Annotated in this window: 12 protein-coding genes; 2 read left to right on the top strand and 10 right to left on the bottom strand. The window is 48.5% G+C overall.

What is annotated here, in order from left to right; genetic code table 11:
* The first annotated feature begins 138 nt into the window (after positions 1–138).
* Together ACZ5DR_RS17390 and ACZ5DR_RS17385 are read left to right on the top strand one after the other, a co-directional pair.
* Complete coding sequence (locus tag ACZ5DR_RS17390; RefSeq protein WP_377365293.1) at positions 139–1,032, top strand: ribokinase; 894 nt, start codon at positions 139–141, stop codon at positions 1,030–1,032.
* A gap of 18 nt (positions 1,033–1,050) precedes the next feature.
* Entirely contained in the window at positions 1,051–1,995 is a 945-nt protein-coding gene (locus ACZ5DR_RS17385) for a nucleoside hydrolase (RefSeq protein WP_377365294.1), read from the top strand.
* A 68-nt stretch (positions 1,996–2,063) separates the two neighbouring features.
* On the opposite strand, the gene ACZ5DR_RS17380 is transcribed toward ACZ5DR_RS17385, so the two are convergent.
* From ACZ5DR_RS17380 to metG, 10 genes are all read right to left on the bottom strand, one after another.
* Complete coding sequence (locus ACZ5DR_RS17380) at positions 2,064–2,390, bottom strand: hypothetical protein (RefSeq protein ID WP_377365296.1); 327 nt, start codon at positions 2,388–2,390, stop codon at positions 2,064–2,066.
* 105 nt (positions 2,391–2,495) lie between these two features.
* Positions 2,496–3,815: an omega-aminotransferase AptA gene (gene aptA, locus ACZ5DR_RS17375; protein WP_377365298.1), complete on the bottom strand. Its 1,320-nt coding sequence runs from the start codon at positions 3,813–3,815 to the stop codon at positions 2,496–2,498.
* Between the two features lie 102 nt (positions 3,816–3,917).
* Positions 3,918–4,553, bottom strand: a complete 636-nt coding sequence (gene nth / locus ACZ5DR_RS17370) for an endonuclease III (RefSeq protein WP_377365300.1) — start codon at positions 4,551–4,553, stop codon at positions 3,918–3,920.
* A gap of 26 nt (positions 4,554–4,579) precedes the next feature.
* Positions 4,580–5,335: an electron transport complex subunit E gene (locus ACZ5DR_RS17365; RefSeq protein WP_377365302.1), complete on the bottom strand. Its 756-nt coding sequence runs from the start codon at positions 5,333–5,335 to the stop codon at positions 4,580–4,582.
* An 8-nt stretch (positions 5,336–5,343) separates the two neighbouring features.
* A complete protein-coding gene (gene rsxG / locus ACZ5DR_RS17360; protein ID WP_377365304.1) occupies positions 5,344–5,961 on the bottom strand; it encodes an electron transport complex subunit RsxG in 618 nt (205 codons plus the stop codon).
* Positions 5,961–7,019 carry an electron transport complex subunit RsxD gene (gene rsxD / locus ACZ5DR_RS17355; RefSeq protein WP_377365306.1) on the bottom strand — a complete coding sequence of 353 codons (1,059 nt, stop codon included), beginning with the start codon at positions 7,017–7,019 and terminating at the stop codon, positions 5,961–5,963. The genes rsxG and rsxD overlap by 1 nt, the downstream gene beginning before the upstream one ends.
* Positions 7,020–9,866, bottom strand: coding sequence for an electron transport complex subunit RsxC (rsxC, locus tag ACZ5DR_RS17350; RefSeq protein ID WP_377365308.1), 2,847 nt, complete (start codon positions 9,864–9,866; stop codon positions 7,020–7,022).
* Positions 9,866–10,459, bottom strand: coding sequence for an electron transport complex subunit RsxB (gene rsxB / locus ACZ5DR_RS17345; RefSeq protein WP_377365310.1), 594 nt, complete (start codon positions 10,457–10,459; stop codon positions 9,866–9,868). Before rsxB ends, rsxC begins: the two co-directional genes overlap by 1 nt.
* A gap of 8 nt (positions 10,460–10,467) precedes the next feature.
* Complete coding sequence (gene rsxA, locus ACZ5DR_RS17340; protein WP_377365311.1) at positions 10,468–11,049, bottom strand: electron transport complex subunit RsxA; 582 nt, start codon at positions 11,047–11,049, stop codon at positions 10,468–10,470.
* Between the two features lie 227 nt (positions 11,050–11,276).
* Positions 11,277–13,319, bottom strand: a complete 2,043-nt coding sequence (gene metG, locus ACZ5DR_RS17335; protein ID WP_377365312.1) for a methionine--tRNA ligase — start codon at positions 13,317–13,319, stop codon at positions 11,277–11,279.
* Positions 13,320–13,468: the final 149 nt, after the last annotated feature.

Genomic DNA, 13,468 nt, shown 5'->3' with positions numbered 1-13,468 from the left:
ATTTTAAAAACGCCCACTCTGTACAGAGTGGGCGTTTTTTTATGCCCCTTGATCTTTCCCTTGAGCCAGCTATTTTAATCAAAGCGGAAAAATGTTCTTATTGACTGTTTGGTTAATAAAATGAAAACAAGGTAGCTTATGACCGTTTTTAACATCGGTTCCATTAACATTGATCACCTATATGAGGTGGACCACTTTGTTCGCCCAGGTGAGACCATGAGCTCAACCAGCTATCAGCAAGTGTTGGGAGGTAAAGGGGCAAATCAGTCCGTCGCCTTGGCAAAAGCTCAAGCGAACGTAAAACATGTGGGGGCCATCCATCAGGGTGACCAACACATATTGCAGCAACTGAAAGACTTTGGTGTGAATACAGACGAGATTGCTCAGGTGCAAGAAGCCTCGGGCCATGCCATCATTCAGCTGACTCCTGCTGCGGAAAACTGCATTATATTGTACGCGGGTGCGAACCACACACTGACTGAGTCAGGTGTGCGCAAGGTGCTAGAAGGTGCCACAGATGACGATTGGGTGTTATTGCAAAATGAAACCAACCTAGTGGCAGAAACCTTAGAGTGGGCAAAGGCATCAGGTGCCAAGGTGGCTTTTAACCCTGCCCCTATGGACGCTGACTTAACCCGCAAAGTGTTGCCCTTTATTGACTTGCTGATTGTTAATGAAGTGGAAGCAATGGATCTTGCCAAGGCGGACACCATAGAAGATGCAGCGCGCATTTTGCCAGAGCAATACCCTGACTTAGCCGTCATGATGACCCTAGGTAAAGACGGAGTGCGGTACTTTTCCAAGGCAGAAGACTTGCAAGTGCCTGCGTTCAACGTTGAGGCCAAAGATACCACGGCCGCAGGGGACACCTTCATTGGCTTTTGTTTGGCGGAGTTACAGCGTGGTTCAAATTATGAAACGGCCATGCGGACAGCCTGTGCTGCGTCTGCTATTGCAGTGACCCGAATGGGGGCTGCACCGTCCATCCCAACGCTAGAGGAAGTCACAGATTTCCTAGCAAAGCAGAATTAATGAGATAACGAGAATCACATGACACGAAAAATTATTATTGATACGGATCCGGGTATTGATGATGCAATGGCCATCTTCTTTGCCTTTCAAGCCAAAGAATTAGAGGTTCTAGGGTTAACGACTACCTATGGCAACGTACCGGTTGAAATTGCTACGCAAAATGCTCTGACTCTGACAGAAATCGCAGGGGTTGATGTGCCTGTGGCAGGGGGTGTTGCCGTGCCGTCCAAACAAGCACCGCGTCCTTTCCCTGACTTTGTCCATGGTAAAGATGGCTTTGGTAACATTGATTATCCTGCCCCAAGCAAACAAGCCCTAGAGCAAAGCGCTGCTGAGTTCATCATTGAGCAAGTACGCAAATACCCTGGGGAAGTCACCATTGTTGCTTTAGGTCCCTTGGGGAACCTAGGTAAGGTGCTTGAGCTTGATCCTGAAGTGGCAAACCTAGTGGACGAAGTTGTTCTTATGGGTGGTACAGCCATCGAATATGGCAACGTTTCACCTGTGGCCGAGGCCAATATTATCAATGAACCCCACGCGGCGGATGCGGTGTTCACAGCGCCTTGGCAAGTGACCATGGTTGGGTTGGATGTGACCCATCAGGTATTGCTTGGCAATACTGTGTTGGAGCGTATTAAGGCGAAGAACCCAGAGCAGGGAACCTTCTTGTACGACTGCGCCCAGTTTTACATCAAATTTTACAGTGACCGCTTTGGTGTGGAGGGTTGTTACTTCCATGATGCCTCCACCATTGCTTACCTATTAGATCCTAGCATCTTTGCTGTGGAACTAGGGGCTGTGCGAGTGGCTTGTGAAGGGATCGGCGTTGGTCAAACAATCTTTGCTCCAGAAGGCATGGAATACCCAGAACCTTATTGGAACGATGTGCCAATGACACAGGTTTGTATGGAAGTTGATGGGGACAAGATGTTGCAGCTGTTTGAAGATGTGATGACAGCATAAGATTTGCTGTTAAACAAAAAGGGCGCCTATGGGGCGCCCTTTTTTATGCTGTTAAGCGTGAAATAGGGCTAGCTATGGGCTTTCACAAACTGGTCGATGAAGACTTTGTCTTCTTCTGCTATGTTGTGAAATATCATCTTGATGTAATGCTTATCATGTTCGTTTAATACATCTAGGGATGGCAGACAAATGGCTTTGATTAACTTTTGTTTGCCGTTGTTGCTGGCTTGGAGTTCAAGTTTGACCTTGGTGGAGCCTTGCAGACCACCTGGTGCTTCGACCTCAACGCGTTCTCTAGAAATGTGAGTGCAGTGGACAGCCATGCTTTTGCCATTGGTTAGAAAAAGGGTGCCAGCCCAAAAGCAACGCACATAAGGGAATTGAGATTTTGCCACACTAACATTCCGTACCAATCTTATTGACTACGATTATAGTGAAATCTTGTCCTGTGAACAGCAAAACAAGGCCTCAGGCGACTTCTTGCCTGAGGCCTTTGGTGCTTAAAGCTTGCCGAAGGATTCCCCTAGGGCATTGATCATGCGGTCTAACTCTTCTCGTTCCGCAATAAATGGTGGAGCCAGCTGAATAGTGTCACCTCCATAGCGTACGTAGAAGCCCTTCGCCCACATTTCCATAGCCACTTCATAAGGGCGGCGAGCAGGTTGGCCATCAGGTGCAGCGATGGTGATGCCCGCGGCGTAACCATAGTTGCGGATGTCAGTGATCAGTTCAGAGCTAGAACGTAGGCTATGGACCACTTCTTCCCAATAGCGGCTGTTGTTACGTACTTGTTCAACCAGACCCTGTTCTTGTATCTCTGCCAAAGAGGCTAGACCAGCGGCACAGGCAACTGGATGAGCGGAGTAAGTGTAACCATGGGGCAGCTCTAGCATGTAATCTGGGCCACCTTGCTCCATAAAGGTGTCGTAGATTTCTTCTTTGAAGGCAACAGCCCCCATAGGGATGACACCGTTGGTCACTTGTTTGGCCATAGTTATGATGTCAGGTGTTACGCCAAACGCCTCTGAGCCCGTGTTTGCGCCCATACGGCCAAACGCTGTGATGACTTCATCAAACACCAATAAAATGTCGTGTTGATCACAGATGTCACGCAAACGCTGTAGATACCCTTGTGGTGGAATAATGACCCCAGCGGAGCCTGACATAGGCTCAACAATAACCGCCGCGATGTTTGAAGCGTCGTGCATGGTGATCAAGTCCAACAGCGCATCCGCTCGCTCTGCGCCCACATCGGACATGCCTTGAGTGAACTCAGTGCCTGGGGCTTGTGTATGGGGTAGATGGTAAGAATCCAAGCCTTGGCCATAAAGAGTGCGGTTGGCAGGGATGCCGCCAACACTAAAACCAGACACCCCAGCCCCGTGGTAGCCTTTTGCTCGACCAATAAATTTGGTCTTAGTCCCTTTGCCTTTTTTACGCCAGTAGGCACGTGCCACTTTCAATGCCGTATCAACAGACTCAGAACCCGAACCAGTGAAGAAAATACGATTTAGCTCAGGTGGCATGAATTCAGTGATTTTCTCAGCCAATTGGAACGACTTTTCGTGACCGAATTGAAAAGCAGGGGAGTAGTCTAGGGTTTTAACCTGCTGGGCAACGGCTTCATTGATGCGCGCGACATTGTGTCCTAAGCCACAGGTCCATAATCCAGATAGGCCATCAAAGATGTCTCGGCCTTGGTCGTCTTTGTAAAAGCAACCATCTGCTGAGGCAATAATACGGGGATCACGTTTAAATTCTCGGTTGCCAGTATAGGGCATCCAATGGGAATCGAGCTGTTTTTGGGTGAGTTTTGACATGTGGCGTTCTCTCGTTCTGTACTTTTGATAAGCTCAGAATGCCACGTATTCAGTTTCGTTAAACGTTAACTTATTTAAACTTATTTAAGTTTTATTTAACTATTAGGTGGAGGTTTTTTCTTTGAACTCGCAAAGGTCTTCTATGGTGCAGGCATCACATTTAGGCTTGCGTGCGGTGCAAATATAGCGGCCATGGAGAATCAGCCAGTGGTGGGCATCCAGTAGAAATTCTTTTGGCACAAAGCGCAGTAGCTTGTCTTCAACCTCAAGAACGTTTTTGCCGGGGGCGATCTTAGTGCGATTTGAGACACGAAAAATATGGGTGTCGACGGCCATAGCGACTTGGCGAAACGCTGTGTTAAGGACCACGTTCGCGGTTTTGCGTCCCACACCGGGGAGCGCTTCTAAGGCCTCCCGGGTTTCAGGTACTTGGCTGTTATGCTTTTCGATCAGCATCTGGCAGGTTTTTATGGCGTTTTCAGCTTTCGCATTAAACAGACCAATGGTTTTAATGTATTCCTTTAAGCCATCTACCCCGAGTGCATACATGGCTTCTGGTGTATTGGCCACAGGAAAGAGCTTGCGGGTGGCCTTATTAACACTCACATCCGTGGCTTGGGCAGACAACAGGACAGCGATCAATAGTTCAAACGGTGAGCTGTACTCCAACTCGGTCACAGGATTTGGGTTCTCTGCTCGCAGGCGAGTGAAAATCTCTTGGCGTTTGGCTTTGTTCACTGTAATCCTCGTTTGATCGTCAACGGCTAGTCTGTTACTCGGACTCGGCGAGAAACTTTTTCTTGACCCGCTTGTGCTTTGGCGATGCGCTCTTTCTCTTTTTCATCTGAGTAGTTTTTAATGGCAATCAAGAGACCAAGACCAATAAAAGCGCCTGGAGGTAAGATAGCAAACAGCACATTTGGGTAGTCAGAAAATACCGTTAGCTTCCAGTGGGTGGCCATATCGCCAAACAGCAAGTGCATATCGGTGAATAACGTGCCTTGACCGATCAGCTCACGCATCCCACCTAATAGCACCAACACCATGGTGAAGCCTAATCCCATCATTAAGCCGTCAAGGGTAGATGGTAAGACCGGATTGCGGCTGGCAAAGGCATCTGCACGGCCGAGAATGGCACAGTTGGTCACAATCAATGGAATGAAGATACCAAGAATCTGATACAGCTCGTAAGTATACGCCTGCATGATCAGCTCAATACAGGTAGTAAAAGAGGCGATGATCATGACAAATGCCGGTAGGCGCACCGCGTCAGAGACATAGTTTCGGATCAAAGATACGGCTATGTTTGAGCCCATTAACACTATAGTGGTTGCAAGTCCTAGACCGATCGCATTCACAATGGTACTGGTCACCGCAAGTAATGGACAAAGCCCCAGTAATTGCACAAGGGCTGGGTTGTTTTTCCAGATGCCGTTGTAAAGGATTTCCCTATAATTTGGACCTTCTAATGCTGGGGTATCAGCGACATCTTCATTGGTAAGAGTTTGTTCAGCGCTCATAACTCATCCTAACGCGACAACAGCGCGTCTTCGTTTTGTTTAAAATAAATCAGCGTGTTTTTAACAGCACGGACCACGGCTCTTGGGGTGATGGTCGCCCCTGTAAATTGGTCAAATGTACCGCCGTCCTTTTTGACTTTCCAGCGACGTTCTTCTGGGTTGTCGAGAGATTTTCCTGCAAATGACAAGATCCAATCGGACTTCTGTAGATCAACCTTATCTCCTAGTCCTGGGGTTTCTTTATGGCTGATAACCCGTGAGCCGGTGACGACGCCATCACGATCTACTGCAACTAATAGATCAAGGTTACCGTTATAGCCACCCGGTGCAATGGTTTGAAAGATAATCGCTGTAACCTGACCCTCTTTGCGAGCAATAAAGGCTTTTACGGGTTCCGCTGACCCTAATAATGGGTCTGGATTCAGCATTACGGTGTCGTTGGGCAAATCATTGGTATAACGATCCGCAGGCAAAATCTCATTGAAGGCGTTTAACTGAGCAGTGACGATATTGTCTGCAATGGTGTGCTCGGTCAGTTGGTGAGTGACGGCAATCAACCCAGCAGTTAACACAGCAAATAACGCGAGACCTAAGCTGTTGCGGCGAATAGACGCTAAAATGTTCATTACTTATCGCCTCCTATGTTCAGTCCTTTCTTGGCTTTTTTATGGCCGTAAGCGCGAGGCTGTGTGTAGTAATCAATCAGAGGTGCAGCAAAGTTCATTAACAGAACACCAAAGGCGATACCGTCTGGGTAGCCACCCCAAGTACGAATGATAAAAACTAAGATGCCGATGCCGGCACCGTAAAACAGTTTACCCTTATTGCTGGTGCAAGAGCTGACTGGATCTGTGGCGATAAAGAAGGCCCCAAACATGGCAGCACCAGTGGTCAGGTGAAATAAAGGTGTTGCAGCATTGCTTGGATCGGTTACATAGAAGACCCCTGCCATCACGGCTAGAGCCGCTAAAAGAGAAACGGGTGTATGCCAAGTAATAATGCGCAACCAGATGAGCATGAGCCCCCCCGCAAGGTACGCAAGGTTTACCCATAACCAATTAGATAGGTTGGCTCCCTGTAGGCCTAGAATCGACGCAAAGGCCTCATCGTTCATCATGCCTTCTTTGTGTTTGAAGGCGTCCAAAGGCGTTGCCATGGTGTAAGAGTCTACCGTGGGTAGGGTGCCAAAGATGGCAGCAAGGCTGTCTGAGAAGCTCGGTGTTGCTCCCGCTTGCACTAACTCTGACGCGCCAATCCATTGGGTCATAGGTACTGGAAAGGAAACAAGACAGATGGCGTAGCCAACCATAGCTGGGTTGAATGGGTTGTTCCCTAGGCCGCCGTAAACTTGTTTGGCAAAAATAATGGAGAAACCAACCGCTGTGACGGTTAGCCACCAAGGCACGGTAGGCGGCAAGGCTAATGCCAGTAGTACGGCTGTTAACAGGGCGCTAAAATCTTTTAAGAAAAAGCCAACCGGGCGTTTGCGTGCTTTTAATATTAACGCTTCGCCAACCAGTGCGGTGATACAGGCAATCACTAAATTAATCAGGGTGCCAAAGCCAAACAACCAAGTTTGAACCAATAAACCTGGAATGGTCGCTAAAATAACCATCTGCATGACCCAAGCAGTGCGTTGGCCAGCTCGGTGAGTATGTGGAGAGGTGATACGCAGCAATGACATTTAACGATTCTCTTGCGTGTTGGTTAACTGTTCTAGTTTGGCTTCTTCGTCCCGTTGCTTTTGCTCTGCATCTGCCAGATCTTTTTGTAAGGCTTCTGCCTCGGGATCTGCGGCCAATAAGCGCTTAAGCTTATTAACCTGAGCTTTTGCGAGGGCGGCCGCCACTTTTTGCTTTTTCAGCTGATCTGCGATGCCAGCAACAGCATCGTTGGCTTTCTCCGCTGGATCCGCTTTGGGTGTGGATGCTGGCAAGGGGGCGCCGTTTTCAAGGGCTTGTTCCATAGCTTCTGCATGGGCTTTGGCTTTTGCGGCCTGAGCTTCTAAGCTGGCCACATCGTCAGACCCCATTTCTTTTGCTTTAGCCAAGGCTTTATCCGCCTTTTTCATAGCCGCTTTAGCAATGGCTGCGTCTATTTTTAGCTTGCGCAGGGTATCTTCGTCCGCGCTCGGCGCAGAGTTGTCAGAGCTTGGCTTGTCGGCCTTATTAGGCTTAGCGTCATCTGCTGCTGGTTGAGCTTCCAGAGCGGCTAATGCGGCTTCGGCGGTTTTAAGGTCCTTTTCAAACCCTGCAGCTTTGTCTTTAAGTTCCTGATTGTCAGGGTCTTCCGCAAGCTGTTTGTTGACCTTTTTCAGCTTGGTGCTGGCTAATGCCACATCCACTTTTGCCTTTTTATAGTCATCAGACATGGCCGGTTTTGCGGCTTTAGGGGCAGGAGCTGGGGCGCTGTTGAGTTTGGCTAATCGTTCTTCCGCTTCTTTTAGGTCTTTCTCAAACCCAGCGGCCTTGTCTTTTAGCTCCTGATTATCAGGATCTTCTGCCAGTTGTTTCTGAGTTTTCTTCAGTTTTGTACTGGCTAGGGCCACATCCACTTTGGCTTTTTTGGCTTCGTCGCTTAAAGCAGGCTTCGCTGGCGCCGCTTTAGGTGCAGGTGCTGAGTCGAATTGTGCCAGACGAGCTTCCGCTTCTTTCAGGTCCTTTTCAAACCCTGCGGCTTTGTCTTTTAGTTCCTGATTATCAGGATCTTCCGCCAATTGTTTTTGGACTTTTTTCAGCTTGGTGCTGGCTAATGCCACATCCACTTTGGCTTTTTTGGCTTCGTCGCTTAATGCAGGCTTCGCCGGTGCGGTTTTAGGGGCGGGAGCAGGGGCTGCCGCCACTTTGGCTTCTAGCTCAGCGATGTCTTTCTTAGCCGCATCTACTTGCAGTTGTAGGGCGTTGATTTCTTCCGTGTGCTCGTTTTCCTGGGCGGCCAATAGTGCCTTCTCAAGCTTTTTCAGCTTAGCGTTGGCAATGGCCAGATCCACCTTGGCTTTTTTCGCTTCGTCACTGACAGCCGGTGCCGCTGGTTTGTCGCTTGTTGCAGGGGCTGGTTTTGCTGCTTTTTTCGCAGCGGGTTTAGCTGCTGCGGCATTTTGACGTGCCAGGCGTTTGGCTTCTTTCTCCGCGGCTTCTGCTTCTTGACGGGCCTTACGTGCTTCAAAGCGTTGTTTAGCAATGTCAGATTTGACGGCAGATTCTCGGGCATCGCGGATTTCGGCTTTCGAGTGGCGGTAGTATTGCACCAAGGGAATGCTACTTGGGCAAACGTAGGAGCAGGCGCCACATTCGATGCAGTCGAATAGGTTATAGTGTTCTGCTTTTTCGTGTTCTTGGCTTTTGGCAAACCAAAGTAATTGCTGTGGCAAGAGGCTTGCTGGACAGGCTTGTTCACACATACCACAACGGATACAGGCTTGTTCCGGTGCAGGTGGTGGAAGCTCTTTCGTTGACGCTGCCAAGATACAGTTAGTGGTTTTCACCACAGGGGCTTCTGGGGTGTCTAAGGTGAATCCCATCATAGGGCCACCCATTACGAGACGATGAAGCTTTTTCTCATTTAGATCAGCATAATCGAGCAAATGAGAGATCGGCGTACCCAGTAAAACCTCGACGTTTTGTGGTGCGCCAAAGGCATCACCGGTCAAAGTAGTGTAACGGGAGATCAATGGGCGACCATGTTGAATGGCTTCGTAAACCGCCACACAGGTACCTACGTTTTGACATAGTATTCCGATGTCCGCTGGATGTTGACCACTAGGAACTTCTTTATCAGTCAGTAGCTTGATCAGCTGTTTTTCGCCACCAGACGGGTATTTAGTTGGGACGACGGCAACCTGAATGTCACTTTGACGTTCGCGGATCAATTGTTGTAACGCAGCGATAGCAGTGGGTTTGTTGTCTTCAATGCCAATGACGACATTTTCTGCGTCCACCAGGTGTTGCAGTATTTCGATGCCTAGGATCAGTTCAAGAGTCTTTTCACGGATCAGCATGTCATCTGCCGTGATGTAGGGTTCGCACTCCGCAGCATTGATAATGAAGTGGCTGAGAGGGTGCTTATGCGCCCCTTGTAGTTTCACTTGAGTCGGGAAACCAGCACCACCCATGCCGACAATGCCTTTTTCCGCAAGGTACGCCAAAACGTCAGTTTTACTGATGCTTTGCCAGTTTTCCAGTGGCTCTATATCCGTCCACTTTTCCTCACCATCTGGCGTCAAAATAATACAGATGTCGCTCAAACCAGATGGGTGCGCGATGGTGCGTGGCTCAATCCCAGTGATAGTGCCGGACGTAGGCGCATGCAAAAAGCTTGATAAAAAACCATTGTTAATGGCGATGGCTTGGCCTTTTAGGACTTTTTCGCCTTCCACGACAAGTGGACGAGAGGCCTGACCAATGTGCTGCCCTAATGGTAACAGCAGCTCTTTTGGTAATTTAGGTGTGCCCAGTGGTAGTTGTAGAGACTGAGCTTTGTTTTCTGGTGGATGAATGCCACCATGAAAAGAGTAAATCGTTGGCGTTTGCATCAGTGTGCCGCCTCCACTTGACGATCTGTGGCAATAATATTGGCTGCTTGAGCACCCACCCCTTGAGGTTTATCCCAAGACCAGGTGCGTGAGGTGACGCCCACTTCTACCATGTCGATACAGTCAACAGGGCAGGGTTCTACGCAAAGGTCACAACCGGTACATTCGTCGGAGATAACCGTGTGCATTTGTTTCGCAGCGCCGAGGATGGCGTCGATTGGGCATGCTTGGATGCATTTAGTACAGCCGATACATTCGTCTTCACGAATGACCGCTACTTTTTGTACAGGTTCTTCTTCGCCACCATCAAGGGGAATGGCTTCTACGTCAAGCAAGTCAGCTAAGGCTTGAACCGTTGCTTGACCACCCGGAGGGCAGCGGTTAATGGCTTCACCGTTTGAGATGGCTTCCGCGTAAGGGCGACATCCTGGATGGCCACATTGACCACATTGAGTCTGCGGTAGGATGGCGTCGATTTGGTCGACAATAGGGTCACCTTCCACATGGAAGCGGACATTGGCGTAACCTAAGATGGCGCCAAAGACTAACGCCAATACCACTAGAATTCCGATAGCAAGTAAAACAGTCAGCATAACGGCTCCTATATCTGCACTAGGCCAGTGAAGCCCATAAATGCTAGGGCCATAAGACCTGCTGTGATCATGCCGATGGCTGAGCCTTTAAAGATCACGGGCACATCAGCCACGTTGATTCGCTCGCGCATGGCAGAGAACAAGACAAGGACGAAAGAGAAGCCCACAGCAGCACCAAAGCCGTACAAGATGGACTCCACAAAGCCGTTTTGTTTGGAGGTGTTTTGAAGAGCAACACCTAATACAGCACAGTTAGTTGTGATCAGTGGTAAGAAAATCCCCAGCACTCGGTACAGTAGTGGGCTGGTTTTATGAACCACCATTTCGGTGAACTGCACTACAACGGCGATGACTAAGATGAATGAAATCGTCTTCAAATACTCCAAGCCAAAGGGCTGAAGTATGAAGTTAAAAGTCAGGTAACTGCATAGACTGGAAAGGGTCAGCACGAAAGTGGTGGCCATAGCCATGCCAATGGAGGTTTCCAGCTTACTGGAGACACCCATAAACGGACACAGCCCAAGGAACTGCACCAAGACAAAGTTGTTTACCAAGATGGTACTGACGAGTATTAAGAGATATTCAGTCATCTCACGTCCAATAAATGCGTTTTTGTATACAGAAGAAAAGACCAATACCCGAGGGTTTTGGATGAGCGTAACTATACCAAGCTGCTTATAACTAACAAGACTAAAGCGGCGTATATTCTAGTTTATTTTAGAATATAAATAGCACAGGGCAAGTATAAGCCACGTTTGTTCCTTAAAACGAAGGCCGCCTAGAAGACTAGGCGGCCTTGGTGTACAAGCTAATATGCTTACATAACACGCTGGCCTGGTTTTGCCCCTGCATGAGGCTCAAGTAGGTAAATTTCTTCGCCCCCTGGACCTGCTGCTAGAACCATGCCTTCTGATAAACCGAATTTCATTTTGCGCGGTGCCAAGTTGGCTACCATGACAGTCAGCTTACCTTCTAAGTCTTCAGGTTTGTAAGCGGATTTAATGCCAGAGAAAACAGTACGCGTCTCGCCACCAAGATCCAATGTCAGTTTCAACAGCTTATTGGCTTTTTCAACATGCTCGGCTTTTGCGATTTTAGCGATTCGTAGATCTACCTTAGCAAATTCGTCGAAGTTGATTTCTGCCGCGATGGGCTCTTTGCTGAGCTCTGTTTCTGGTGCCGCAGCGGTCTTGCTTTGAGCTTCGGCCTCGGCTTCTTCTTTGCCTTCTTCGATCATGGCTTCGATTTGAGTGGACTCAATACGTGCCATCAAGGCTTTAAACTTATTAACTGACTTGCCAAACAGTAGCTCGCTACGGTTATCCCAAGTGAGTTCCTTGTTCAAAAAGGCTTCAGCGTCCGCCACCATGTTAGGCAATACAGGTTTTAGGTAAGTCGCCAAGATGGCAAACAAGTTAAGAGAAACGGAACAGATCTCTTGTACCTGAGGTAGAGTCTCTTCGTTTTTGGCTTTTACCCATGGTTCTTCGTCAGCAATGTAGGTGTTTGCAATGTCCGCAAGGCGCATGATTTCACGCATGGCTTTACCGTATTCACGCGTTTCATATAGATTCGCAATCAGGTCGCCCGCATCGATGAACTCTTGGATCATCTCTTGTTTGGCAGGCGTGGCTTGCAATTGACCATCAAATTTCTTGTTGATGAAGCTTGCTGTGCGGCTGGCGATGTTAACGACCTTACCGACTACGTCAGAGTTTACTCGCTGCACAAAGTCACCAAGGTTTAAGTCGATATCGTCCACACGGGAATTCAGCTTAGCGGCAAAGTAGTAACGCAAGTACTGAGGATCAAGGTGGTTCAAGTAGGTACGTGCTTTGATAAAGGTGCCGCGAGACTTGGACATCTTTTCGCCGTCTACGGTCACGTAGCCGTGGGCATTTACTGCCGTGGGTGTGCGGTAGCCAGCACAGTCCAGCATGGCTGGCCAGAACAAGGCGTGGAAGTTGATGATGTCTTTACCGATGAAGTGGTAGAGCTCTGCTTCTGAGTCCTTGTTCCAATAATCACCAAACTCTAGGTTATCGGTACGGTCACATAGGTTTTTAAAGCTTGCCATGTAGCCGATTGGGGCATCTAGCCAAACGTAAAAGTACTTACCCGGTGCATCTGGGATTTCAAAACCAAAGTAAGGGGCATCACGGCTGATGTCCCATTCTTGTAGGCCAGAGTCGAGCCACTCAGACAGTTTATTAGCCACTTGATCTTGTAAGGTGCCGCTGCGAGTCCATTGCTGGAGGAATTCTTGGAATTCAGGCAGTTTGAAAAAGTAGTGATCAGAGGCTTTTTCAACCGGTGTCGCACCAGAGTACACTGAACGTGGGTCAATCATTTCCATTGGCGTGTAAGTCGCTGAACACACTTCACAGTTGTCGCCGTATTGGTCTTCTGCCTTACATTTTGGACAAGTCCCTTTAACGAAACGATCCGCTAGGAACATCTGCTTTTCTGGATCGTAGGCTTGGGTGATAGAACGTACAGAAATTTTGCCGTTATCACGCAGTGCTTTGTAAATAGACTCAGATAACTCGCGGTTTTCTGGCGAGTGAGTGGAGTGGTAGTTATCGTAGCCAATCATGAAGTCGTTGAAGTCTGCCATGTGTTCTTGGCGAACCCCATCGATCAATTGCTCAGGAGTGATGCCGTTTTGCTCGGCTTTAATCATGATGGCTGTGCCGTGGGCATCATCAGCACATACTGCAGTACATAGGTTGCCACGTAGCTTTTGAAAGCGAACCCAAATATCCGTTTGAATGTGCTCCAGCATGTGTCCTAAATGGATAGAACCGTTGGCGTAAGGTAGGGCGCTGGTGACGAGTATTTTGCGTTGCGTATGTGCCATTCGAAATAAGCCTGCTGGATAGAATATGTGTTTGCTTGGTAGCCTTAAAGTGTGCGTTAAACGGTCACTTGGCTACTATGAGTAAAGAATTATCCGCGACATTATAAGTGGCGGTTTATATCGTGCAAGCTTCGGGCTTGCTTTTCCGC

Source organism: Marinomonas vaga (genome assembly GCF_055388305.1).
The sequence above is the reverse complement of the archived record's forward strand: the minus strand, read 5'-3'. Positions and strand labels throughout refer to the sequence as shown.

What these genes read in the sequence shown, in the direction of transcription:
- ACZ5DR_RS17390 (WP_377365293.1), top strand. Translation starts at nt 139, where the DNA reads ATGACCGTTTTTAACATCGGTTCCATTAACATTGATCACCTATATGAG.
- ACZ5DR_RS17385 (WP_377365294.1), top strand. Translation starts at nt 1,051, where the DNA reads ATGACACGAAAAATTATTATTGATACGGATCCGGGTATTGATGATGCA.
- aptA (WP_377365298.1), bottom strand. Translation starts at nt 3,815, where the DNA reads ATGTCAAAACTCACCCAAAAACAGCTCGATTCCCATTGGATGCCCTAT.
- ACZ5DR_RS17365 (WP_377365302.1), bottom strand. Translation starts at nt 5,335, where the DNA reads ATGAGCGCTGAACAAACTCTTACCAATGAAGATGTCGCTGATACCCCA.
- rsxG (WP_377365304.1), bottom strand. Translation starts at nt 5,961, where the DNA reads ATGAACATTTTAGCGTCTATTCGCCGCAACAGCTTAGGTCTCGCGTTA.
- rsxD (WP_377365306.1), bottom strand. Translation starts at nt 7,019, where the DNA reads ATGTCATTGCTGCGTATCACCTCTCCACATACTCACCGAGCTGGCCAA.
- rsxC (WP_377365308.1), bottom strand. Translation starts at nt 9,866, where the DNA reads ATGCAAACGCCAACGATTTACTCTTTTCATGGTGGCATTCATCCACCA.
- rsxB (WP_377365310.1), bottom strand. Translation starts at nt 10,459, where the DNA reads ATGCTGACTGTTTTACTTGCTATCGGAATTCTAGTGGTATTGGCGTTA.
- rsxA (WP_377365311.1), bottom strand. Translation starts at nt 11,049, where the DNA reads ATGACTGAATATCTCTTAATACTCGTCAGTACCATCTTGGTAAACAAC.
- metG (WP_377365312.1), bottom strand. Translation starts at nt 13,319, where the DNA reads ATGGCACATACGCAACGCAAAATACTCGTCACCAGCGCCCTACCTTAC.